Origin of the sequence: Alistipes onderdonkii (genome assembly GCF_025145285.1) — a bacterium.
GTDB lineage: Bacteria > Bacteroidota > Bacteroidia > Bacteroidales > Rikenellaceae > Alistipes > Alistipes onderdonkii.
Genome location: NZ_CP102251.1, coordinates 1,498,687 through 1,522,767 on the forward strand (window position 1 = coordinate 1,498,687; position 24,081 = coordinate 1,522,767).

General features: G+C 62.8%; 13 protein-coding genes. 6 read left to right on the forward strand and 7 right to left on the reverse strand.

Annotated elements, in window-relative coordinates; genetic code table 11:
* Genes NQ559_RS06265 through NQ559_RS06280 form a run of 4 tightly spaced genes read left to right on the forward strand, consistent with a single transcriptional unit; the run spans position 1 to position 5,038 of the window.
* Positions 1-1,497, forward strand: a complete 1,497-nt coding sequence (locus NQ559_RS06265) for a phytoene desaturase family protein (RefSeq protein WP_018695673.1) — start codon at positions 1-3, stop codon at positions 1,495-1,497.
* Positions 1,494-3,152, forward strand: a complete 1,659-nt coding sequence (locus NQ559_RS06270; protein ID WP_018695672.1) for a C45 family peptidase — start codon at positions 1,494-1,496, stop codon at positions 3,150-3,152. Before NQ559_RS06265 ends, NQ559_RS06270 begins: the two co-directional genes overlap by 4 nt.
* A complete protein-coding gene (gene flxY / locus NQ559_RS06275; RefSeq protein ID WP_018695671.1) occupies positions 3,149-4,456 on the forward strand; it encodes a flexirubin biosynthesis putative acyl-CoA ligase FlxY in 1,308 nt (435 codons plus the stop codon). Before NQ559_RS06270 ends, flxY begins: the two co-directional genes overlap by 4 nt.
* A gap of 9 nt (positions 4,457-4,465) precedes the next feature.
* The gene (locus NQ559_RS06280) at positions 4,466-5,038 is read left to right on the forward strand and encodes a hypothetical protein (protein ID WP_018695670.1); all 573 of its coding nucleotides are present in this window, start codon (positions 4,466-4,468) and stop codon (positions 5,036-5,038) included.
* Between the two features lie 147 nt (positions 5,039-5,185).
* On the opposite strand, the gene NQ559_RS06285 is transcribed toward NQ559_RS06280, so the two are convergent.
* The 7 genes from NQ559_RS06285 to NQ559_RS06315 all read right to left on the reverse strand — a co-directional run bounded on the left by NQ559_RS06285 (position 5,186) and on the right by NQ559_RS06315 (position 18,574).
* Positions 5,186-6,622, reverse strand: a complete 1,437-nt coding sequence (locus NQ559_RS06285) for a glycoside hydrolase family 140 protein (protein ID WP_018695669.1) — start codon at positions 6,620-6,622, stop codon at positions 5,186-5,188.
* Between the two features lie 88 nt (positions 6,623-6,710).
* Positions 6,711-7,244: a DUF1735 domain-containing protein gene (locus NQ559_RS06290; RefSeq protein WP_018695668.1), complete on the reverse strand. Its 534-nt coding sequence runs from the start codon at positions 7,242-7,244 to the stop codon at positions 6,711-6,713.
* Between the two features lie 18 nt (positions 7,245-7,262).
* On the reverse strand, positions 7,263-8,921 hold the full coding sequence (locus NQ559_RS06295; protein ID WP_018695667.1) for a RagB/SusD family nutrient uptake outer membrane protein: 1,659 nt from the start codon (positions 8,919-8,921) through the stop codon (positions 7,263-7,265).
* Between the two features lie 26 nt (positions 8,922-8,947).
* Complete coding sequence (locus NQ559_RS06300; RefSeq protein WP_169342434.1) at positions 8,948-11,770, reverse strand: SusC/RagA family TonB-linked outer membrane protein; 2,823 nt, start codon at positions 11,768-11,770, stop codon at positions 8,948-8,950.
* Positions 11,771-11,826: 56 nt separating this feature from the next.
* Positions 11,827-13,596, reverse strand: a complete 1,770-nt coding sequence (locus NQ559_RS06305) for a RagB/SusD family nutrient uptake outer membrane protein (protein WP_018695665.1) — start codon at positions 13,594-13,596, stop codon at positions 11,827-11,829.
* Between the two features lie 11 nt (positions 13,597-13,607).
* Entirely contained in the window at positions 13,608-16,910 is a 3,303-nt protein-coding gene (locus NQ559_RS06310) for a SusC/RagA family TonB-linked outer membrane protein (protein WP_051087678.1), read from the reverse strand.
* Between the two features lie 254 nt (positions 16,911-17,164).
* Complete coding sequence (locus NQ559_RS06315) at positions 17,165-18,574, reverse strand: cellulase family glycosylhydrolase (protein ID WP_026318320.1); 1,410 nt, start codon at positions 18,572-18,574, stop codon at positions 17,165-17,167.
* A gap of 214 nt (positions 18,575-18,788) precedes the next feature.
* On the opposite strand from NQ559_RS06315, the gene NQ559_RS06320 reads away from it, so the two are divergent.
* Complete coding sequence (locus NQ559_RS06320) at positions 18,789-22,052, forward strand: glycoside hydrolase family 2 TIM barrel-domain containing protein (protein WP_018695661.1); 3,264 nt, start codon at positions 18,789-18,791, stop codon at positions 22,050-22,052.
* A gap of 3 nt (positions 22,053-22,055) precedes the next feature.
* On the forward strand, positions 22,056-24,065 hold the full coding sequence (locus tag NQ559_RS06325) for a beta-galactosidase trimerization domain-containing protein (RefSeq protein WP_033395189.1): 2,010 nt from the start codon (positions 22,056-22,058) through the stop codon (positions 24,063-24,065).
* Positions 24,066-24,081 lie beyond the last annotated feature (16 nt).

Sequence of the window (24,081 nt, forward strand, 5' to 3'; positions counted from 1 at the left end):
ATGCAGGGGCAGTTCGACATAATCGTCATCGGCAGCGGCCTCGGAGGCCTGGAGTGCGGCGCCATGCTCGCCCGCGAAGGGATGGGAGTCTGCGTCGCGGAACAGGCGGCCCTGCCCGGAGGCTGCCTGCAATCGTTCTCCCGGCGGGGACATGAGATCGACACGGGCATGCACTACATCGGCAGCATGCAGGCCGGCGGCATCATGCGCCGTTACTTCGAATATTTCGGCATCCTCGGCTCGCTGCGCCTGCGGCCGCTCGACGAGGCATTCGACGTCGTATCGCTGCCCGGAGCGGGCGACTACGCCTACATGCACGGTTACGAAGCCTTCGAAAAGCACCTCGGGGAATTGTTCCCGCACGAAAAGGCAGGGCTCGGCCGCTACTGCGCGAAGCTGCGCGAAATCGGCGGCAGCATCGGTATCGGGGTGCACCGCACGGGGCGGTTGTCGGACGGGGGAACGAAATACCTCGGGGCACCGGCGGCCGGATTCATCGGCGAATGCGTCGCAGACCCGCTGCTGCGCAATATCCTCGCGGGGACGAATCCCCTCTACGGAGGCGTGCGCGAAAGCTCGACGCTCTACCACCACGCGATGGTAAATCACTCGAACATCGAGGGCGCCTGCCGCTTTACGGGCGGGACGCAGCAGATCGCCGACGCTCTGGCGGCGAAGATCCGCGAGCACGGAGGGACGATGCTGGTGCGGAGCCGCGTCGTCGCCCTGCACACCGAAGGGCGGCGCGTCACGGGCGTGGAGCTGGCCGACGGGCGGATGCTGCGGGCAAAAACCGTCATCTCGGCCATCCATCCCGCGGAGACATTCCGCCTGATAGGCCCGACGCCCGTCATCCGCAAGGCATTCCGGGAACGGATAGGCAGCCTGCCCGACTCGTACGGGCTCTTCTCGGCATACCTGCTGCTGAAGCCGGGGCGGATCCCGTACCTCAACCGGAACCTCTATTACTTCGCCGGGAAAGATGTCTGGAAGACGCTTTTCGACCTGGAAGCCATGCGGCCGGGGATGGTGCTGCTCAGTGCACAGGCTCCGGACGGCAACCCGGCATGGTGCGATGTCGTAACGCTGATGACGCCCGTCGCCACCCGCCCCTGGGAGGCGTGGGAAGGCTCCGCCCCGGGACGCCGCCCCGAAGCCTACACGGCGCTGAAGGCCGCCATGACGCAGGCGACGGTCGATTTCGCCTGCGCCCGCCTTCCGGAACTGAGGGATGCCATCGCCCATACGTATGCCGCCACGCCGCTCACCTACCGCCACTACACCGGCGCACCGCACGGCGCGGCATACGGGCTGCTGAAAGACTGGCGCAGCATCATGGCGTCGCACATCCCGGCCCGCACCAAATTCGAAAACCTGCTGCTCACGGGGCAGAACCTCACGGTACACGGCGCAATCGGCGTCACGCTGTCGGCTGCGGCGACCTGCTCGGAAATAGTGGGCACGGAATACCTCGCAAAAAAGATCGCCAACGCATGAAACGCCTCCTCAAATACACACTCGCCACACTGGCGGCGATCCTCGTCCTGCCGACGGCATTCCTCTGCGGCCTTTACCTGACGGCAGACATGGGGCAGCCCGCGGTGACGATCGACACCGCAGCCTACCGCGTCACAGACCACGGCGGCTACGCCGTATGCCACGGCAGTTTCCTGCGCCGCAACCCCCACGGACTCTGGGAGCTCTACACCGCCGGGTCGCCCGAAGAGTCGGGGGCGGCGGCAGGCGCCCTCACCGCAGGGCTGATGCACTACCAGGAACAGGTTTTCGTAGACCGAATCCGCGAATTCATCCCCTCGGAGGGCTACCTGAAATTCCTGGGCGGCATGATCCGGATATTCAACCGCAACCTGGGGCGGCACGTCCCCGAAGAGTACCGGCGCGAGATATACGCCCGGTCGCTTTACTGCTCGCACGACTTCGACGCCATCGGCACCCCCTACGAACGCCAGCTCAACTACCACGCGGCGCACGACATCGGGCACGCCATGAGCCAGTACATGCTCGTGGGATGCAGTTCGTTCGCGGCATGGGGCGGTGCGAGCGACGACGGGAAGCCGGTCGTCGGGCGCAACTTTGATTTCTATATGGGCGACGACTTCGCCCGCAACAAGATCGTGACCTTCTGCCGGCCGCAGGCGGGCCATCCCTTCGCCAGCATCGGCTGGGCGGGGATGATCGGCGTGCTGTCGGGCATGAATTCCGAAGGGCTGACCGTGACGATCAATGCCGCGAAAGGGCCCGTGCCGCTGGCATCGGCGACACCCATCTCGATCCTCGCACGCGAGATCCTGCAACATGCGGCGACCATCGCAGAGGCGCTGGAGATCGCCCGCCGCCGCGACACCTTCGTCAGCGAATCGCTGCTCGTGGCCTCGGCACGCGACGGGAGGGCGGCGATCATCGAGAAAACGCCCCGCCGAACCGTGCTCTACGAGGGCGACGGGGAGTACCTCATATGCACGAACCACTACCAGTCGGAGGCGTTCGCCGACGACGGGGACAACCGCGAGAATATCGCCATGACCGACAGCCCCCATCGCTTCGCCCGGCTCGAAGAGCTCATGACGGCGAATACGCCCCTCGACGTCCCGGCAGCGGCCGCCATGCTGCGCGACCAGCGCGGCACGGGCGGCAAGGATATCGGCGTGGGGAACGACTGTTCGGTGAACCAGTCGATCGCCCACCACTCGGTCATATTCAAGCCGGCAACCCTGCAAATGTGGGTCTCGACCTCGCCGTGGCAGGGCGGCGCCTTTGTCTGCTACGACCTCGGGGCGATCCTGCGCAACCCCGACCCCGTCGCAGAGCTGTACGACGCGGCGCTGGAGATACCCTCCGACACGGCCTACCTGGCCCGCGACTACCCGCGCGTGGTCGCATACCGCCAGCTCGGCGCCCGCATCCGCCGGGCGATAAAAGCAGGGAGGAAGGCCGACGGGGAATTGACAGAAACCTTCGCCCGAACCAACCCGCAGAATTTCCACACCTGGAAACTGCTGGGGGAATACTACCTCTCGCAGGGCGACGACGGGCGCGCGGCGCAGAGCTTCGGCAGGGCGCTGGAGGCCGGGGTTCCCCGCAGGGACGAACTCCTGGCGATAGAAAGACTCAAATCGGAATGCAAGCCATGATACGAAACCCGCAGATACAATTCGCATCGGCCGATGCGATCGCGGCGTTCCAAGAGGAGCGCCTGCGCGAAGAGGTCGTCTACCTCTATGAAAATTCACCTTACTACCGGCGCATGTTCGACGGCTGCGGCATGCAGCCCGGCGACATCCGCACAACGGACGACCTGCGGCGCCTGCCCGTAACCACCAAAACGGATCTGCAACTGCACCCCGGGGAGTTCGTCTGCGTACCCCGCAACCGCATCATCGACTACGTGACCACGTCGGGAACCCTCGGCGACCCGGTGACGTTCGCCCTCACGGAAGAAGACCTGGCCCGGCTGGCCTACAACGAGGCCGTGTCGTTCACCACGGCGGGATGCACCGGGGAGGACATCCTGCAGCTGATGACGACCATCGACCGCCGCTTCATGGCCGGGCTGGCTTACTTCATGGGAGCCCGAGAGCTGGGATGCGGCGTGATCCGCGTGGGGAACGGCATCCCCGAACTGCAATGGGACACCATCCGGCGCATCGGCCCCACGGGCTGCATCGTCGTGCCGTCGTTCCTGATAAAACTCGTCGGCTATGCGCAGGAGCACGGGATCGACTACCGCCGCTCGTCGCTGCGCCGTGCGATCTGCATCGGCGAGGCGCTGCGCGACACCGACTTCAACAACAACACGCTGGGAGCGAAAATCACCGAACTGTGGCCCGAACTGGAGCTCTTCTCGACATACGCCTCGACCGAGATGCAGACCTCGATCACCGAATGCGGGCACCACTGCGGCGGGCATGTTCCGGCCGACATGCTTCTGGTGGAGCTGCTCGACGAGCAGAACAACCCCGTGCCCGAGGGACAGGAGGGCGAGGTGGTCATTACGACGCTCGGCGTGCGGGGCATGCCGCTGCTGCGCTTCAAGACGGGCGACATCTGCATCGCCCACACGGGACGCTGCGCCTGCGGCCGCACGACGATGCGCCTCTCGTCGGTGATCGGACGCCGGGGGCAGATGATCAAATTCAAGGGCACGACGCTCTACCCGCCCGCGCTGTACGACGTGCTGGAGAACATCCCCGGCGTGAACAACTACATCATCGAGGTATTCACCGGAAGCCTCGGCACCGACCAGATCGTGCTGCGAATCGGCAGCACGCGCCGCGACGAGGCGTTCGAGAAGGAAATCAAGGACACGTTCCGCTCGAAAGTGCGCGTAGCACCCGAGGTGGTCTTCGAACCGGTGGAGTACATTGCGAAAAAACAGATGCCCCAAATGAGCCGGAAACAAATAAAATTCGTAGATTTACGCGAACAAACCAAATAAAACCCAACCATGAAAAAATTACTGAGCATAGCCCTGTGCCTGATCGCCGTCGGCGGTTTCGCACAGAAGGGAAAGACGAAGATGGCTGCCGACTTCTACGGCGTGGATTACAGCTGCGTGAGCGTCATCGGGGCCAACGAGCAGCCGGCCGAGTTCATCAAGGCGTTCGAGGCCATCAACCGGCTCTTCCTCAGCGAACCCAAGAAATACGACGTGGCCGGATTCACCGGCATCGACATCCTTTCGACCAATGTCGAACAGGCCAACGAGGCGTTGGACGGCCTGGCTGCGGAGCAGTTCACGCCCCGCAGCACGAAGGCCGACATCGCGGCGCAGCTCCCCGGGATCCTCGCCCGCTACGACAACGGCTCGGGGAACAAGGGGCTGGTGTTGATAGCCACGACGCTCGACAAGGGCAACGGCATCGGATACTACACGGCCGTGTTGTTCGATCCCGCCACGCAGGAGGTCATCCTCCAGATGGACATGGCCGGTAAGCCCGGCGGGTTCGGCCTGCGCAACTATTGGGCCGGCTCGGTATACAACGCCCTCAAGAAGCAGGGTAAATACCTGACCAGGTAGGGGGGGGGTACCCCGCACCGACACACCCCGCACGGCTTCGTGCGGGGTGTGTCGTCATAATAGGCAAAGAGCGCCCGGAGCGGAGACACGATCCGCACCGGCAGGAAACCCTGTACGCCGCCGGATAAAAACGCCCGGGAGGCGGACTTACCCGGCAGCCCCGGAGCGGGCTTCCGGGCATCTCCCGGGCGGCGGATATTTCATGCGCGCATCGTCGAGCACCAGTACCCAATCGTTCCCCTTGCCGCAGGTCGGGGGCGTGAAGGTCATCGTCGCACCGGCATCCCGGCGGCGGAATTCCCCGATCCGCAGCGGGCGCCCGCTGCGGACATCGTACCACCAGGCCACGATCCGCTTCCCGGAAACCCGTTCCAGGTCGACGGCAAACGGCCGTCCGCTCTCGGAATAGACCATGGCATAGGTGCCGAGGCTGTCGCGGGTAGCCGTACAACGCCCGTGCCCCCGGCCGGCATCCCCGGCGATAACGCCCTGGTCGGGAATACGGCGGAAAAACGGACGGCTCTCGATAAGTTCCCGTCCATAGCACACCTGGTAGGCCCCGGGCAGCGAGAGGGATTCCCGCCAGCTCCGCACGGGCCCCGTGACAGGCGCATACCGGCCGGGTTCCCACATCTGCCATACGGCATGGCAGCCGTAGGTATGTCCGCAGGCCCCGGAAAAGACCTCGTGGTAGAACGCCCGCCGCACATGCAGGGCTTCGGAAGTGCCGTATTTTTCCCGGTCGAAGTCGATCGGATGTTCCTCGTAGATCGGCTCCCCGTCCAGCACGGGTTTGACGGGCCGCCGGGCATAATCGCGGGCGATGCGCTCCCAAAGGTCGAAATCGTAGGCATAGCCGTTCTGCTGCATGTTGAACGCGAGCCACGGCTCGTCGTGCAGCCAGTCGCCCGAAGAGGATTTCCCCCACGGATGGTAGGTAATCAGGCAGGCCGAATAATCCTCGCGGCCAGCGACACCGCAGGCAATGCCTCGGGCGAAGGCCCGCAGTATGGGTTCACGCCCTTCGGGAGGACGGTCGCCGCCCAGTATCCAGATGATATTCCGCCGGATGCGGTAACGCTCCCCCAGATAGCGCCCGAAAGCCTCGGCACGCCCCTCCGTCGTGAAGATCTCGGGCCCGGGGCCCCATTTGAGGCAGAACTTGTCGCCCCATGCGGGCAGCAGGCCGATGACCAGCCCCAGCGAGTCGGCCATGGCGACCACTTCGTCCACATACGCGAAATAACGCTCGTTGGGCCGGGTGAACCCCGCATCGGCAAACGGCAGGTCGCCGTAGGCATTGGGGACACGCAGCCCGTCACGTTCCGCGAGGCAGACGGCCTGTATGACCGTGAACCCTTTCCGGGCGCGGTCTTCGAGATAGAGGCGCGCCTCTTCGCGCGTCGTACGGTGGAACAACTCCCACGCCGTGTCGCCCAGATAGAAGAACGGCCTGCCGTCGGCATATTGCAGGTAACGCCCGCCGGGATGCACGACGATGCGCCCGCGGGAGAAAGGCCGGGCGCCAAGGGGCGCAGGCGCAAGAAAGAGCGCAAAAAACAGGAGCGCAAATAATTTCCTCATAAAAAACGATTTCAGGCGACAGCCGGGAACAAAACGGCAGTCGGGGCCGCCGGAGGCGACCCCGTGCCGGTGTGGCGGCAAAGCCGGGTTACAGCCCCTCCTTCGAGAGCAGCTCCGACGTGTCGATACGCACCTGCGTCGTTGTGAGCTTGTCGTTGAGCGCATAACGCGTCGGGTCGGATATGGTGACCGGCAGGGAAAAATCCTTGTCGGCATTCGCCTTCAGATAGGCGATGTCGACCGTGAGGAAAAAAGTCGCATCGCGTTTCCCGTCGGGGCAGCTCACCGAGGAAGGCAGCGTGTATGCCCGGCCCGGCAGCAACACAGTCCCGTCCAAGGGAGTGCTGCCCACGGAGACGCTGACCGTGTAGGCCTGCAACTCGGCCAGCCCGGCGCGGTAGATGCCCAGGAAAATGTGCACCTTCCCCGCCTGCGCGTCGATGCGGTAATTCTTGTTGGACTGCTGCGCCGTCCCGCCGTTGGGCACGGCATAAGGGGTGTAACCGGCCTGCGGCATATAGATCACCGCACTGCCCCAGGGCCTCTCGCTGTCGGCCTTCTGGCATGAGGCTGCCCCGCATGCGAGGAGCAGCACAGAAAAGAATGTAACGATCGTTCTCATAGTTCGATATTTTTCGGTCTACCAACCCGGATTCTGGTCGAGTACCCCGCCCGATTTTACGATTTCGGCCTGCGGGATCGGATAAAGGTTCATCTTCGGGGCATCGAAGATGCGTTTGGCCACTTCGAACGGCGTGTAGGCAAAGCCGTCGCCGCTGCGGGTCACCTTCACGCCGCGCAGGGGCCGGTTGAGCACCGTCCCGGCATCGTCCCAGCGCCGGAGATCCCAGTAGCGATGGTCTTCGAAGGCCAGCTCGATGCGGCGTTCGTGTTTGATGGCCGTGCGCATGGCGGCCGCATCGCCCGGGTCGACATCGACCGGGGGCATCCCCACCCCGGAACGGGCACGCACGGCATCCACGGCGTCGCGCGCACTCATCCCGTAGCCGTGGGCGTCGTCCGGGCCGTAGGCTTCGTTCATCGCCTCGGCAAAATTAAGCAACATTTCGGCATAGCGGAAAACGATCCAGCTGCGAAGCCGTTTGTCGTCATTGGTGAGGTTCAGGTTCTCGTTCAGGAACTTGCGCAGGTAATACCCCGTGGGCGAAGCGTTCTGCCGGGCGGGGTCGTCGGCGCCGCCCGCATAGATTTCGAGCGTGCGCCCGTTCCACGTATCGCCGTTGCGCAGGACGGTGGCGTAGAAGCGCGGGTCGAGGCCGGCATAGGCATCGCCCGTATCCTCCCCCGTAGATTCATAGGCTTCCACGAGGTTCTGCGAAGGGCAGATACCCGTACCGCCGCCCTGCGTGCCGATGGGGTAATTCTTGCGTTCGAACTCGTTGGTCGCCCCCATACGCACCGCCCAGATGGTCTCGGGGCTGGTTGTAGAGGTTTCGGCGACGAACAGCCCGCCGTAATCGGGATGCAGGGAATAGATGCCCATGTTGATCACTTCGAAGGCCGCAGCGGCAGCGGCAGCCCACTTGGACTTTTCGCCCGAGGGATTGAACTGCGGGCTGGCGGCATAGAGCAACACCCTCGACTTGAGGGCCAGCGCCGCGCCGCGGGTGATCCGGCCCGACTTCTCCTCGAGGTTCTCGGCCCGCCAGTCGACGACCAGTTCGTTGCGCACCCCCTCGATCTCGCGCAGGATGAGGCCGACCACCTCGTCGAACGTGCCGCGCGGAAGATTGGCCTCCTTCTGGTCGGCATATACGCGGTCGATGAGGGGCACCCCGCCGTAACGCTTGGCAAGCTCGAAATAATAATAGGCTTTCAGCACATGCGCCTCGGCGCGCAGCCGCTGCACGTCGACGATGTCGCGGCGGTAGCTGTCCAGGCCGTTCGAGGTGAGCGTGTCGCGGTGCATACCGAGGATATACCTGTAATCCACAGACTTATCGAGGTAGTCGTGCGCCGCATAGATGCCGTTGTAATAGCTCGTATAGCAATCGTCGGGGTTGTAATAGGCGCTCCAGCTGCCTTCGTTGAACCGCTGCGTGGAACTGAACGTGGTCACGTATTGCGCCTCGTCGGAAACGGCTGCGAAGAGGTTGCCGTCGATCGCCGTGAACCCGTAGGGGATGTGTTCGTAAACGCGGTAGCCCCAGTCGAACATCTGGTAACGGCGTGTGGCCATCATCTCGTCCGTCAGGTTCAGGTCTTCCTTGGTGTCGAGCGCATCGCACCCCGCCAGGGACAGCGAACAGAGGAGGGCGCCCGCGAAAAGGATTCTCATATTTTTTCGTATCATGGCAGTCGTGTTTAGAAGGTTACGGTCAGTCCGAGGTTGTAGGATTTCAGCGCCGGGTGGCCGGAAAGGATTTCGGGGTCGATGTCGTAGTCGCGCATCAGCCTGCTGACGGTCAGCAGGTTGACACCGCTCAGGTAGATGCGGATCTTCGAGATGCCGGCCTTGCTCAGCGACGGCTGCGCGAAGGTGTATCCCAGTTCCACGTTGCGCAGCTTGAGGAAGTCGCCGCTGCGCTTCCAGAGTGTCGAATTGCGGTAGTTGTTGCTGTTGTCCTGCAACGAAAGGCGCGGATAGGTGGCCGTAGCCCGCGTGTCGATGCCCTGTTCGGGATAGTAGGCCCAGCGGCCTTCGGCAATCCCGTAGACGTTGCCGTTGTCGCGGAACGCCACGTTCTGCAAGGGCGCATCGAGCAGGTTCACGTCACGGCCGGCCGCCCCCTGGAAGAGGGCGAAGAGGTCGAACCCCTTGTAGGACGCCGCCAACGAGAACGAGTACTGCAACTTGGGCAGGTACGAGTCGCCGATGGCCGTCTGGTCGTTCTCGTCGATGACCGTATCGCCGTTCAGGTTCTTATACTTGATGTCGCCGGGCTGCACGGCACCGAACGTAGGCTTGGGAAGCCCCTCCCTGAGTTCGCCGCCGACGTCGAAATCGTCCCAGTCGTAGAACCCGTCGGCCACATATCCGAACAGGGCGTCGAGCCGCCGTCCCGTGCGTGCCGCGGTCGGCACGGTCACGACCTCGGCCATATAGTCGACCTTGTTGCTGTTATACGAGGCCATGCCCGTGAGCGCGTAATTGAAATCGCCTATGCGGTCGGCCCAGGAAAGCTGGACTTCGAAGCCCTTGTTAGTCATCCTGCCGATGTTGCGGTAAGGCGGATTGTCCACGCCCGAGGCACCGGGGATCATCCAGTCCTGAGTCACGATGCCCGATCTTTTTTCGAGGAACAGGTCAACGTTCAGGGACAACCTGTTCCACAGGCGCAGGTCGATGCCGGCGTCGTACTTCAGGCTCTTTTCGGCAAAAACATCGGGGTTCGGGAGGTAGGACAGCGCCGTTCCCCCGTGCCACGTGTGCTCGGAGTTTCCCGTATTGAGGCCGCCGCGGCCGGTATAGTAGCCCTCCCAGAGGTAACGCATCTCGCCCATCGGATCCCAGCCGTTCTTACCGACCGAAGCCCTAAGCTTGAGCAGATCGACCATGCGGCTGTCCCGCAGGAAACGCTCGCGGGAGACGATCCAGCCAAGGCCGAGCGAGGGATAGAACCCCCAGCGGTTGCCGGGCCTGTAATTGTCCGAACCGTCGGCGGCGAAGGAGAAGGTCGCCACATAGCGGTCGTCATAGGCATAGTTGACCGCCCCGTTGACGGTCATGTGACGGTATTCGACCATCTTGCCGGCAGCGCCGTTCTGCGAAAAGTCTGTCTTGTAGATATTGTAGAGTATCCCGGCCGAGGCGGAGACCACATGCCGCCCGAACGTGCCGTCGTAGCCGACCGTGGCATTGTAGTGCTGCCACGTCCACTGGTTCTGGCCGCTGTCCTCGCCACGGGTATAGGGGGTGTCGTTATCGGTGGTCTGCTGCACCCCGTCGAGCCAGCGCGAATAGTTGCGCGTGTTGCTCGCGCCGTCGCGCGTCCAGCTGCTCAGCGACATCGCCTCCGAAAGGTAGAGCCCCTCCACGAGGAAGTCGAGCCGCTCCTTGAGCTGGAAATTGGCCTGCAGGGTACGGTCGTGCGTGGAGTTGCGCCCCAGCGCCTTGATCGAGGCCAGGGGGTTGAAATTGTAGATCGGGGTACCCGTCCACGTCCCGTCGGGGTTGCGCACGGGATAAACCGAGCCGGGGTATTTGGCAAGGTCGTTCCACAGGTCGCCCGCGGCGCGGTTGGGGTAACGGCGGTCTTCGATCCGGCCCCCGACATCGACCTTGGCCTCCAGGAAACCGAAGAGGTTCATATCGAGGTTCGTGCGGATATTGTAGCGGTCGATGCCTGCGTTGGCCAGCGTATCGTTGGTCGGGGTGTCGTAGATTCCCCGCTGCCCCATGTAGCCGAACAGCACGAAATAGCGTACGGTCTTGTCGCCGCCCGAGACCGACACGTCGGCATCGGTATAGGGCGTGGCCTTCTTGGTGACCTCGCGGTACCAGTCCACGTCGGGCAGTCGGGCGACCTGGTCGGCCGTGTAATAGGGTGTCCAAACGTTGCCGTTGTCGTTGCTCAGCGCCTCGTTGTAAAGCCGGGTATAGTCGCCCGTACGCAACGGGTTCTGGAGGTTCATGGGCTGCTGCACGCCGCCCCGGACATTGACCGTGACGCGCGGGCGGCCGATACGACCGCGCTTGGTCGTGACCCAAATCACGCCGTTGGCGCCCCTCATGCCGAAGGGAGCCAGCGCCGCGGCATCCTTCAGCACCTCGATCCGGTCGATCTCGGCAGGCGAGAGAAACTGGAAATAAGCCATATTGGTCTGGAAGCCGTCGACATAGACCGGCAGCGACGAGTTGTTGTAGGTCGCCACGCCGCGGATACTGAGCGTAGCGGCATCGTAGCCGGGTTCCCCGTTGGTCTGCGACACGACGAGCCCCGGGATACGTCCGTAAAGCATGTTGTTGATATTGGCCGAGGGGATGGATACCTCGTCTCCCGTCACGGAAGAGACGGACGAAGTGACCAGCATTGCCTTCGTGCGGGCCGATGTCCCGGGGATCACATATTCCAGGGCCGCACTGTCGGGCTGTTCCGCAGCCGCGGTATCCCGGGCGGAAACCGGGCCGGCACCACCGACGGCCAGAACCGCGAGTGCCGCGCCTCCGAGAAACACACTTTTCATATGGTTGGGATTCATGTAATTCTGATTTTTTCGGTAAACGATTGTGTATGGGCGGATCAATATCCGGGGTTCTGCACCAGATAGCCCTTATTCACCTCGCTGAGCGTAAAGGGCGAAAGGGACATGCGCTCGTGCCACGTGTATTCGGGGACATAGGAGGGCTTGCGCGTGTAATTGGCGAACTCCTCGGGTTTGCGGGGGTTCCACGACACGCCGGCGGCCTGCGAGAACTCGAACTTGTACTTGGCCCCGCCGACCATCGACGCCCCCTGCTTCCAGTGGCGGGCGTGGGGATACCACTGGTTCTCCACGTAGAATTCCACGGCCCATTCGCGGTGGATGCTCCGCCGCAGCCCCACCCGGTCGGTCTGCGTTTCGTCGGGGATGCCTCCGCGCCTGCGGATGTCGTTCAGGTAGCGCAGCGCCATGGTCGGGTTGCCCTCCTCGTTGTAGGCCTCGGCGATATTGAGGTAAAACTCCGCCATGCGGTAGATCGGGAATTCGAACCATTCGCGCGAACCGGCTTCGTACCAAAATTTGATGTTCTTGGCACAGCCGTCCTGCCACTTGTATTCGAGCTGCCAGTTCTGGTACAGATCCCAACGGCTGTTGCCGGTATTGTTCTTGGGGTTGACGCCGTAGAAATAGAGCGACGCCTGCGCACGGGGTTCCAACTCTTCGGCCTTGTCGCGGTATTCGCCGGCCGGGCGCCAGTCGTCCACGCCCGCCCACGTCTGATCCGTACCATCGGCCTTGCGGTACTGGCAGAGCTGACCGTAGCCGGTGCCGCGGTACTGCCCCAGGTCGTGGCCGGTGTGGGTCGGCATGAAGGTGTAGTTCTTGTAGATACCGTTGTCGTCAGCCTCGCGCTGCTGCTTGTAGGCCAGCAGCACCTCGCGGTTCGACGGCGTGCCGACGGCCGTGCCGTAATCCTTGATGGGGTCGCCCGTGTCGATCAGCTCGAAGCCGTTGGCCTTGCCCCAGTCGATCACCTCCTGATTGGCCAGGCGCGCCGTTTCCCAGCGCTTGGCATCGTAGCCCCCGAGCCAGATCATCTCATTGTTCGCGGGGTCGGCCATCTGCATGTAAGGGGCGTCGGCATTGAAGAGGGGACGGGCGGCATACATCAGCGCCTCGGCCTTGACGGCCAGCGCCACACCCTTGTTCACGCGCCCCAGCCAGTCGGCCGGCCAGCGCACACCTTCGAGTGTCGCGGCGGCCGCGTCGCACAGCCCGACGATGAAGTCAAGGGTTTGCTGCACGGTGGAGCGGGGGCGCACGTCGACCGTGGTGAGCGTCGATTCGACCAGCGGCACACCGCCGTAGCGTTTGAGCATCTCCACGTAGCGGAAAGCCACCAGCACCTGCATTTCGGCCTTGACGATGGCTTTGTCGCGGTCGGACATGTCGGCGACCTTGTCGATGTTCTCGTACACGAGCCACGCCTTGCGGATGTAGGCGTAGTTGTTGGGGAAATAGTCGTCGGTATAACCGGCGCCGTTATTCTCGTTGTTGGCCAGCATGCCCGCCACGACCTGCTTATCCATGTATCCCCATGTCAGGCGGCAAAGGTCTTCGCCGCCCATGATGGCTTCGGTCGTCTCGTAGGGCATGATCGGGGAGTTGTTCCACACCAGTACGGGCAATCCCGAAGAGAGGATCGTGGCGTAGGCCTCGGCGATCGCCCCCTCGGCGTTCTTGGCCGTGCTGAAGACCTCGTCCTGATCCATGCCCGTCACTTCGGGCTTCTCGATGAACCAGTCCTGGCAGGACGTAAGGCCGGCCGCCAGCAACAGGCCGAGAAGCGTATAAATGGTCTTTTTCATAAGGCTGCGACTTAAAATTGGATGTTGAAACCGAAGTTATACACGCGCGTGAGCGGATAGATGATGCCTTCGGACGTACTGCCGTCCTGCACCAGCTCGGGGTCGATGCCGTCGACCAGGTCTTTGCCGCCCCAGGTACAGAGGTTGTTGGCATTGACGAATACGCGGATCGAGCCGATATGCGCCTTGCGCATCCAGCGGGCGTTCCGGAACGTATAGGCCACCTCGACGTTCTTGAGCTTGATATGGTCGGTCGAACGGAACCAGAAGGAGTTGTTCTGGTTGTTCTGGCTGTTGGCCATGTTCACGGACATGCGCGGGAAGGTGATCTGCTTGCCGGCGGCATGGCGTTCGGGCGTCCAGCGGCCGTTCATATAGCTCAGCGGCGTACCGTTTCCCTGGGCGAAGGGCGTGATGAGGTAGCCGTTCATGTTGAACGTCCCCTGCGCCGAACCGGTAAGGAGCGCGGATATTTCGAACCCCTTGTAGCCGAAGCTCAGGTTGCTGCTGAACGCGAAGCGCGGGACGTTCGAGAAGCCCGTCGGGGTAATGTCCTTGTCGTCGATGATGCCGTCGCCGTTGACGTCGACGATACGCAGGTCGCCGCCCTGGACACGGTTGCCGTCGATGGCATTGTAGGGATGGTTGGCGACCTCCTCGGGCGTATTGTAAAAGCCTTCGTTGTAATAGGCCTTGTACTGTCCGTAGGCGAAGCCCGTTTCGTTCATCCAGGCGTACATGTAGGAGGGTTCGGCCTTGTAGTCGATCTTATTGACGGCATAGGAGACCTGTCCGCCCACTTCATACCAGAAATCCGTGCCGACGTTGTCGCGCCACGAGACCTGTATCTCGTAACCCCGGTTGCTCATGCGCCCCACATTCACGGGCGGCAGGGCGTCGCCGCTCAGGCCGATGATGCCCGGCGTGACCCCCAGCTTGGTGAGGATGTTGTTGCGCTTCTCCTCGAACAGGTCGACCGTGACGGAGAGCCGGTCGCGGAACATGCGCACCTCGGCGGCGATGTTGTACGACTCCTTCTTCTCCCACGTGACGTCGGGGTTGCCTGTCGACTGTTCGTATTTGCCGGGAAAGGCCGGGTTATTGACTGAACCGTTCGACGAGCCGAAGAAATACCCGTCGAGCGGGGTGCCGTTCCAGGGGCCGTAGCTGTGGCTGCCCCAGGTGCCGGGCAGGAAAAGGAAGCGGTCGCCGCCGATCTCGCTGTTGCCGGTCTGCCCGTACGAGGCGCGGAACTTGAGCCACGTGAGGATGTCGTTCTTCGGGAAGTAGGGTTCGTTCGATACGACCCAGCCTACCGAAACGGCCGGGAAAAACCCGAACCGCTTGCCGGGCGCGAAGTTCTCGGAACCGTTGTAACCCATGTTGAATTCGGCCAGGTAACGCTGGTCGTAACCGTAGGTGACACGCCCCACCACACCGTAATAGCCGCGGGGGACGTTGTACTTCAGCCCGGGCGAGGTGTAGCGTTCGCCGGTGACGAGCGCCATGGCCGTGACGGCGTGCTTGCCGAAATCGCGGCTGAAGTCGATGCCGGCCTCGACATAGACCTTGCGATTTTTGCCCCAGCCGGTCTCCTCGTAGGATTTGGCATTGTGTTCGCCGCCGTAATAGAGCAGCTCGGCCGGATCGGCGGGGTTGCGCGTGATCGAATAGACGGGCAGGTTGGGGGTGACGCGCAGCGTCTTGGTAAAATAATGGTCATACGACAACGCCCCGCGTACGGAAAGCCCTTCGACGAGGTAATCCATCCGGTGGCGGATGCGGATCGAGGTATTCAGACTGCTCTGGTTGATGCGCGCCTGTGCCTTTTCGAGCATGTAGGCGATCGGGGATTTGCCCCATGCGCCCTTGTTGCTGTCCATGATCGTACCGCCGGCATAATCGGTGATGATTCGGCCGTCGGAGACGCCCGGCGCCGAGAAGGGCGGGGCTTCGTAGATGTTGAGCATCAGGTCGCGGTAACGGCCCCACATGTCCACGCTGCTGTTGCGGTCGGTGATGATCTTCGTCTCGCGCACCTGCCCCGAGAGCGAAACATTGATCTCGGTGAGCGGGATGATGTTGAAATCGAAGTTGGTGCGGAAATTATATTTGTGGCTGCCCGAGTTGGAGGCCGCATCGCTGAACCCGAAGTCGTTGGTGAGGCTCTTCTGGTTGGAATACCCCACCGAGGTGAAGAAGGCCACCTTTTCGGTACCGCCGGAGATATTGACGCTGTACTGCTGCTGGGGCGACACCCCGGCGTCGAAAATCCGCTTCATGTAGTCCGTACTGCCGTAGTAGATGGCGGGGCTGTCGAGCAGCGCCTGTTTCTGTTCGGGCGAAAGGTGTCCCATCGCCTCGACCTCGGAGGGCGTATAGTCGCGGTTATGCCGGAATTTCCACAGTTCGTCCTGCGAAAAGACCTTGATGTCGTCGGGCTTGCCGTCGTTGGCGAACGCCTCGTTGCGCAGCACGGCATAGTCGTAGGAATTGACCAGGCTGGGCAGGGTCGTCGGGGAGGTGAAGCCGACATTGGCCGTGAACGAGATTTTCAGGCTGCCTTCGCGGCCGCGCTTGGTCGTCACGATGATGACGCCGTTGGCACCGCGTACGCCGTACACGGCTGTCGCCGAAGCGTCCTTGAGCACGTTGACGTTCTCCACATCGTTCGGGTCGAGCATGTTGAAGGCCGTCATGTCACGCACGATGCCGTCGATGACGATCAGCGGATTCTGGTCGCCGGCATACGTCCCCACGCCGCGCACGCGGATCGTGGACTCCTCGAAGCCGGCCTCGCCGGTCTTCTGGACGGCGGCCATACCGGCGATACGCCCTACGAGGGCATTGGAAATATTGGTCACGGGAGAGCGCATCAGCTCCTTGCCCGACAGCTGCCCGATGGCGCCGGTGACGGTCTCCTTCTTCTGGGTGCCGAAGCCGACCACCACCACATCGTCGATGCTCTGGACATTCTCCGCGAGCACGATGCGAATATCGGTCTGGGTTCCTACGGGCACCTCCCGGGTGGTATAGCCGATAAATGAAACTGTCAACGTCGCATCCTTGGCCGCCATGACCGTGAAACGCCCGTCGAGGTCGGTCACGGAGCCAGTCTGGGTTCCCCTGACGACCACCCCGGCCCCGACGATCGGCATGCCCTGCTGGTCGACGACCGTCCCGGAGACCCTGGCAGGGGAGACGTCCTGCGCACCGGCGCCGAAAGCGACCGGCAGGACGAGCAGCAGAGCCAGCCCGATCTTCGCGAATCTGCGCAGAAGCCCCGGCACATTCAAATAATGGTTCATTTTCATAGGTATTTAGGTTGTAGTTGGTTGATTGCGTCCCGCGGGGAGAATCGCCGCCGCGGGACAGGCCCGCACTGAGGTTCACCGAGAGGGCCGGATCACAAAATCGAAAAGGTCGGAGCGTCTTTTTCTTTCATAGGCTGATAGGTTTGGTTATGCTTCAGGATTTTCGTTACAACAAATTTAGGAAGACGGAACAGGGATATAAAGAACGGATTTATCATTTATTTGTCCGTTTTCATCATCCGCCCTCCTGCGCTTCAATATTCGATCCGGACGACCACCGAGCGCGTGAAGTCCGGAAGCGATACGTCAGCACGGCGGGACGCGCGCACCCACTCGTCCCGCCAGGGGTCGTAGATCCGCACTTTCTTCACCCTGCGCCCGCCGAGCAGCGGTGTGAAGTCGACCTGCAGGCCGGACAGCCGCTGCGCCGGAATGCGTTCGGAGAGCTCGTGCCGCCACGTGCTCACCGTATCGCGGCACCAGGCAAGCAGCGTGTGTTCGCCCCGCAGCACATAGACCCGCAGCCCCGCCGTATCGCGGCGCACGGGTTCGAACCCTTCGCGGAGGGGGTCGACACCTTCGACGGCACGCGCGAAGCGCCCCATCTGGAACCAGGTATGCTGCTTGTCGATATGGTGATCCCAATGCCAGAGGTGCCCCGGCCCGGCGGCCCCGCTGAAAAAGGGGGCGAAGAGCACGTCGTGGAGCACGGAACCCATCGTATCTACCTTATATATAGGATGGGGGCCGGTATGCACGGGTTTCACGGCGCCCGACTCGGCCAGCAGCATCGGTTTGCGGAGGCCGTATCCGCGCAGCACGGCGATGGCATCGGAGGCCATGCTGTCGACCGGAGCGCCGCACACGGCCAGTTCGGCACCCTCGTCGATATAGCGGTGCACCTGCGCCACCTCGTTCGAAGGCAGGCGGTTGATGAATTCATAAATCGGGAAGCTCGACTCCCGGTCGAGCGAGCCGAGGCTCTGCATCACCAGGTTTTTCGGGAAGATCTCCTTCACACGCGGCAGCATACGGACATTCCACGCGCGCAGGTGCTCCTCGGGCGTCTCCACGGCGTTCATTTCGTTCCACAGCTCCCAGCCGAAAACGGCGGGATGGTCGCCGTAACGCTCGCGGAAGATGCGCACGCGGCGCAGGAACTCCTCTTCCCCCCGCGGCGAGGTGATATAATCGTCGGCATCGGCAAACGGGCCGCCGTTGGAAGTATGGTACGAGGCTTTGGTGTCCCACTTGTTCACGCCCGGTCGGATATGGCGGAAACTCTCGATACAGAATTTGATCTTGATGCCGTACCGGTCGGCGAGCTCCAGCAGGCGGTCGATACGCACGAGCTTGGCGCTGTCCACCTCGCCGTAGCGGGTTTCGATCTCGAAGAGGCCCGTGTTGAGCCACACGCGGCCGAAATTGGCGCCGTGGCGGTGCATCTCCCCGAGGTAATGTTCCATGTCGGCAACCGACCCCATCGCGGCGATGTTGCATCCCACGGGGATATACGGCTGCCCGTCCGAAAGGCAGAAATAACGGGGATCCCGGGCGCTTACCTGGACGAAAGAGCGCCTGAAGGAGCGCCCGGGGCGCTTGGCCCACGCCTCCGCTACCGACACGAAGGCAAGGAGGCAGGTCAAAAGGATGAGTCGTTTCATAGGTCGTAGTCTTAGGTTTGAGCGACAGGATAAAAGTAGGGAATTCCCCGCGCACGGAATGTAACCGGTTCAGCAGATGCTAACACATTTTCGTCGGGACAGCGCAGGAGGGGCGAAAGGCCGGTTTTCTGTTAATTTTTGATAAATCCGTGCAAATCCGGCGGGTGGAGTATTCCTATATTTGTTCCATCGAAAACTCTACCTTATCCGAACTATGAAACGACTTACGGCAATCTTCCTGTGCACGCTTGCATACGGCGCCGCAACAGCCGCCGACGGATGGGACGCCGACCAGCACGTCAACGCCCTGCGCCGCCTGCCCGCCCGGGCCACCTCCTACTCCTACAAGACCCCGCAGGATGCACTGGCGGGAGACCGCGCCCAATCACGGATGATGCCGCTCGACGGCGTCTGGAAATTCCGTTTTGCGGAAGACGCCGCCCAAAGCCCCGAAGGGTTCTGGCAACCGGACGCCGACCTCGGAAACTGGGACGAGATAGAGGTTCCCTCGTGCTGGGAGATGCAGGGCTACGGGTATCCGATATACACCAACATCCCCTATCCGTTCGAGTTCAGGCCGCCGTCGATCACACGCGACAACCCGACGGGATGCTACGTCCGAAAGTTCACCGTACCCCGAAGCTGGGAAGGCGACCGGGTAGTGCTGCACTTCGGGGGTGTATACTCGGGTTATTACGTCTGGGTCAACGGCACCCTAGCAGGATATGCCGAGGACAGCTGCCTGCCCTCGGAATTCGACGTCACCGGCCTGCTGCGACCGGGCGAGAACACGCTCGCCGTGAAGGTTTTCAAATGGACGGACGGCAGTTACCTCGAAGATGCCGACCACTGGCGCATGGCGGGCATACACCGCGAAGTATATCTTGCCGCAAAACCCGACGTGGCCATCGGCGACTTCGGGGTGCGGACGCTGCTCGACGGCGACATGCGCGACGCGCTGTTGCAGATACGCCCCACGATCGACCTGCGCGAGGGCACCCCGGCGGCAGGATGGCATCTGCGGGCGCAACTCTATGCCCCCGACGGGACGCCCGAAGGCCGTGAAATGGGACTACCGGTCGAAGAAATCCTGTCGGAGGCTTACCCGCAACGCGACAACGTCTACTTCGCACTGATGGAGCAGCGCATCGCGGCACCCGAAAAATGGAGCGCCGAGAACCCTGCGCTCTACACCCTCGTGCTGACCCTGCGCAACGATGACGGGCAGGTCGCCGAATCGCGCAGCTGCAAGGTCGGGTTCCGCGACGTCCGGCTCCGCGGACGCGAGATGCTGGTCAACGGCGTCCCCGTGAAACTCTACGGCGTAAACCGCCACGACCACGACCAATATACGGGAAAGACCGTCACGCGCGAAGGGATGGAACAGGACGTAAGGCTGATGAAACTGCTGAATTTCAACTCCGTGCGTACGTCCCACTACCCCAACGACCCCTATTTCTACGAGCTGTGCGACCGCTACGGCCTTTACGTCATCGACGAAGCCAACATCGAGAGCCACGGTTCGGGCGGGAAGCTCTCGAACGACCCGGAGTGGGCCGTTCCGTTCCTGGAGCGTGTAAGCCGGATGGTCGTCCGCGACCGCAACCACCCCTCCATCGTCATGTGGTCGCTGGGTAACGAATCGGGATGCGGCCCGGCGCACGCGGCGGCAGCCGGCTGGGCCAAGGATTACGACCCCACGCGCCTGATCCACTACGAAGGGGCGCAGGGACAACCTGCGAGCCCGCTTTACGTACCCCTCAGGCGCACTTCGGCGGCCGTATTCACCAGTGCCGCCCCCGCAGACGGGAAGCCTGGCACCCCGCAACAGCCGCAGGACGGCGGCAATCCGACCGACCCCGCCTACGTGGATATCGTGAGCCGCATGTATCCCACGGTCGGGGAGCTGGAGCGCATGGCCCTCAACCCGCGGATCGACCGCCCCGTGCTGATGTGCGAATACGCCCACTCGATGGGAAATTCGACCGGCGGGCTGAACGACTACTGGACGGTCATCCGCAGCCATGAGGGACTGCTGGGCGGCCATATCTGGGACTGGGCAGAGCAGGGGCTGGTCAAAAAAGACACCTGCCAACGCACTTATTGGGCCTACGGCGGGGATTTCGAACCGGCAGGGGAGCATCACGACGCGGCGTTCTGCTGCAACGGCATCGTCAACCCCGACCGTACGCTGAAGCCCGCGGCACTGGAGTGCAAATATGTATTCCAGCCCATCGGGTTCACGGCGGACGACCTTGCTGCCGGAAGGGTTGTCGTACACAACCGTAATTTCTTCTCCCCGACCGACCGCTACGACTTCACTTGGGAAATATCGACCGACAAGGGCGTATTGCAGCGCGGCAGTTTCGACGTGCCGACGACGCCCGCGGGCAAGAGCGCCCCGGCCACCGTCGGGTTCCGCCCCTTCGAGCCCGAACCCGGCGCCGAATATCTGCTCCGCGTACAGGCCCGGGAAAAACGGGCGACCCCTTACGCCGGGGCCGGGCACATCGCTGCGCAAGAGCAGTTCGGACTGCCTTTCTACAAGGCACCCGCGCATAAACCCGCCGCAGGCAGGGCGGCCGTCTCGCAGGACGGGGAGCGCATCGTGCTGAGCGCCGCGGGGGTTCGGGCGGAAATCGACCGCAGAAGCGGCTACCTGGTCTCCTATACGGTACGCGGGAAGGCATTGGTATGCGACACCCTGCGGCCGAACTTCTGGCGGGCGTCGACCGACAACGACTGGCGCGGATGGCGCGTCGGGCAGATCGCCGGATGCTGGAAAGAGATGCCCGGAAGGATCCGGACGGAAGGCATCCGCATCGACGAAGCCGCAGGGACGGTGCGCGTCGAAAAGGGGGTTCCCGACAGCGTGCGGCTGACGCTGGTTTATACGCTTGACGGCACGGGGGCGCTGGCCGTGTCGTACGACCTGCAGATCGCCGGGCAGTTGCCGGAACCGCTGCGCGCGGGGCTACGAACCCGGGTTCCCAATACACTGGGGAGGATGGCCTACTTCGGCAAAGGGCCCCAGGAAAATTACTCCGACCGCTCGTGCGGTGCTTTGCTCGGCCTCTACCGGGGTACGCCCGGGGACTTCATGCACGACTACATCACCCCGCAGGAGAACGGCAACCGCTGCGCAGTGCGTTGGCTCACGCTGACGGAGGGCAACGGACGCGGCATCCAGATCGCGGGGGACAGCCCCCTGAGCATGTCGGTATGGGACTGCACGCAGGAGGCGCTCGACAGGGCACGCCACGTCACCGAAGTGGAGAGACTTCCGGATGCCCTGACGGTCAACATAGACTGCGTGCAGGCCGGGGTCGGGGGAACCGATACATGGAGCCTGAATGCGCGCCCCTCGGAGCAGTACCGCCTGCTGGCAAAACGCTATGCCTACAAATTCACGCTACTTCCCTGCAACAACGAATCCGAAGCAATCCGCAACGGCCGGAGGCTTTGCAACAAACGATAGCCCATGAAAAAGACAATCCTGTTACTGGCGTTGGGATTCCTGTGCCAGCCCCTTTACCCGCAACGCACCGAATACCCGCAGATCGGGGCGCAGGTGTTCATCGAACCGGGGCAGACCGACAAGCAGATCGACGGGTTCTTCAGGATACTCGCGCAGCACGGATTCGAAACGGCACGCATCCGGATGTTCGGGGCGCACATGCTGCGCCCGGACGGATCGTGGGATTTCACGCTTTACGACAAAGCGTTCGATGCCGCCGGGAAACACGGCGTAAAACTCTTCGCCACGCTCTTCCCGCCGACCGACGAGCTGGGCGACGTGGGCGGATTCAAATTCCCCCGCTCGAAAGCCCACCTGCTGGAAATCGCCGATTACATCGAAGCCGTCGTGAGCCACTTCAGGGGGCATCCCGCCCTCGACACCTGGGTGTTGCAGAACGAACCGGGAACGGGCGGAACGGGGCCCGGGCGAAACGACCTGACCGACGAGGTTTTCGCACGCTGGAAAGCCGCGCAGAAGACTCCGGCCTACGACAACGGCTACCTGAAAGCCGACTTCACGCAAGAGCGGTTCCACACCGATTTCACGACGTGGTACCTGGGATGGATCGCATCGCAGGTCGATCGGCATGACCCTGCGCACCACAAACACATCAATCCCCACCAGCTTCTGGACAACCTCGCCGACTACGATTTCCCCGCCTACGAAGGGTTTCTGACCTCGCTGGGCGTGTCGATGCACCTGAGCTGGCACTTCGGTTATTTCACCCGGGCGCAATACCCGCTGGGAATCTCGCTCATGGCCGACATCATCCGCTCCGGAGCCGGGAAAAACCCGTTCTGGATCACCGAAATGCAGGGCGGCAATGTCACGGCCAGCGGAAGGGAGGTACTCTGTCCCACGGCGCGGGAGATCACGCAATGGCTCTGGACGGGTATCGCCGCAGGCGCCGAAGGGGTGATCTTCTGGACGCTGAACCAGCGGGCGTCGGCACTCGAAGCCGGCGAATGGGGTATGCTCGATTTCCAGGGGCGGCCGAGCGACCGCCTGACAGCGGCCTCGGAAGTCGCCCGCACGGCGAAAGCCCACAAAAGCTTTTTCCGCGAGGCCCGGCCCGTACGGAGCGGCATCACGCTCCTTTACAACACCGAATCGCTCCGCACGCAGCAAAAGAATGCGGCGGTGTCGGACGACGGCCGTTACGAAGGGCGCAAGGCCAGCGCAACCATGAAATCGCTCGCGGGGGCCTATGAAGCCATAGCCGCCTGGGGCGTGGTTCCCGAAATCTGCGAAATGGGCGCATACGACTGGAGCAACCCGCAGGGAAAAACGATCGTATTGACGAACCTCGTGGCACTGCCTTCGGAGGTATGGGAACGGCTCGACGATTTCGTCCGTAAAGGCGGCCGGATGATCGCCACGGGGCTCACCGGATTCTACGACCAGAACATGCACTGCATCCTGATGGACGACTTTCCGCTGCGCAGGTGCTTCGGCGCACAGATCAGCGAGTACAAGGCCGTCGCACCCTATTTTACGATCGCATGCGACACCCCTGCCACGACCCTGCCCGCGCATCTGTGGAAAGGGATCCTCACCCCCGACAAGGCGCAGGCGATCGCCATGCACGGCGACGATGTGGTCGGCACCCGCCACCGCTACGGCAAGGGCGAGGCCGTGTGGCTTCCCTCGCTCGTCGAGCTGGGCGGCTGGCACGGCGACAACAAAGGGGTCGCGGATTTCTACGGCACCTACTGCCGCGGGCAGATCGACCGTGCCCCGCTGCACTTCTCCCGCCCGGCGGACGGGGTGCTGATGCGTCTGATGGAGTCTCCGTCGCAACGGCTGGCCGTACTGGTCAACAAACGCCCGCACACCGTCGAAATAGGGCTTTCGCGGCCGCTGCCCGCCTCGGCACGCCGGTTATGCGGCGAAGCGTCGCCCGAAGGCGCCTCCGTCAGGCTCGGAGCCGAAGAGTGTGCGGTTTTCCTGTGGGACAAACAGGCAGAATGATGCAAAAAACAGGTAT

Coding starts and splice junctions, on each gene's coding strand:
- NQ559_RS06295 (WP_018695667.1), bottom strand. CDS start 8,921: ATGAGAATCCTTTTCGCGGGCGCCCTCCTCTGTTCGCTGTCCCTGGCG.
- NQ559_RS06315 (WP_026318320.1), bottom strand. CDS start 18,574: ATGAAACGACTCATCCTTTTGACCTGCCTCCTTGCCTTCGTGTCGGTA.
- NQ559_RS06270 (WP_018695672.1), top strand. CDS start 1,494: ATGAAACGCCTCCTCAAATACACACTCGCCACACTGGCGGCGATCCTC.
- NQ559_RS06310 (WP_051087678.1), bottom strand. CDS start 16,910: ATGAAAATGAACCATTATTTGAATGTGCCGGGGCTTCTGCGCAGATTC.
- NQ559_RS06280 (WP_018695670.1), top strand. CDS start 4,466: ATGAAAAAATTACTGAGCATAGCCCTGTGCCTGATCGCCGTCGGCGGT.
- NQ559_RS06290 (WP_018695668.1), bottom strand. CDS start 7,244: ATGAGAACGATCGTTACATTCTTTTCTGTGCTGCTCCTCGCATGCGGG.
- NQ559_RS06320 (WP_018695661.1), top strand. CDS start 18,789: ATGAAACGACTTACGGCAATCTTCCTGTGCACGCTTGCATACGGCGCC.
- NQ559_RS06325 (WP_033395189.1), top strand. CDS start 22,056: ATGAAAAAGACAATCCTGTTACTGGCGTTGGGATTCCTGTGCCAGCCC.
- flxY (WP_018695671.1), top strand. CDS start 3,149: ATGATACGAAACCCGCAGATACAATTCGCATCGGCCGATGCGATCGCG.
- NQ559_RS06300 (WP_169342434.1), bottom strand. CDS start 11,770: ATGAAAAGTGTGTTTCTCGGAGGCGCGGCACTCGCGGTTCTGGCCGTC.
- NQ559_RS06305 (WP_018695665.1), bottom strand. CDS start 13,596: ATGAAAAAGACCATTTATACGCTTCTCGGCCTGTTGCTGGCGGCCGGC.
- NQ559_RS06265 (WP_018695673.1), top strand. CDS start 1: ATGCAGGGGCAGTTCGACATAATCGTCATCGGCAGCGGCCTCGGAGGC.
- NQ559_RS06285 (WP_018695669.1), bottom strand. CDS start 6,622: ATGAGGAAATTATTTGCGCTCCTGTTTTTTGCGCTCTTTCTTGCGCCT.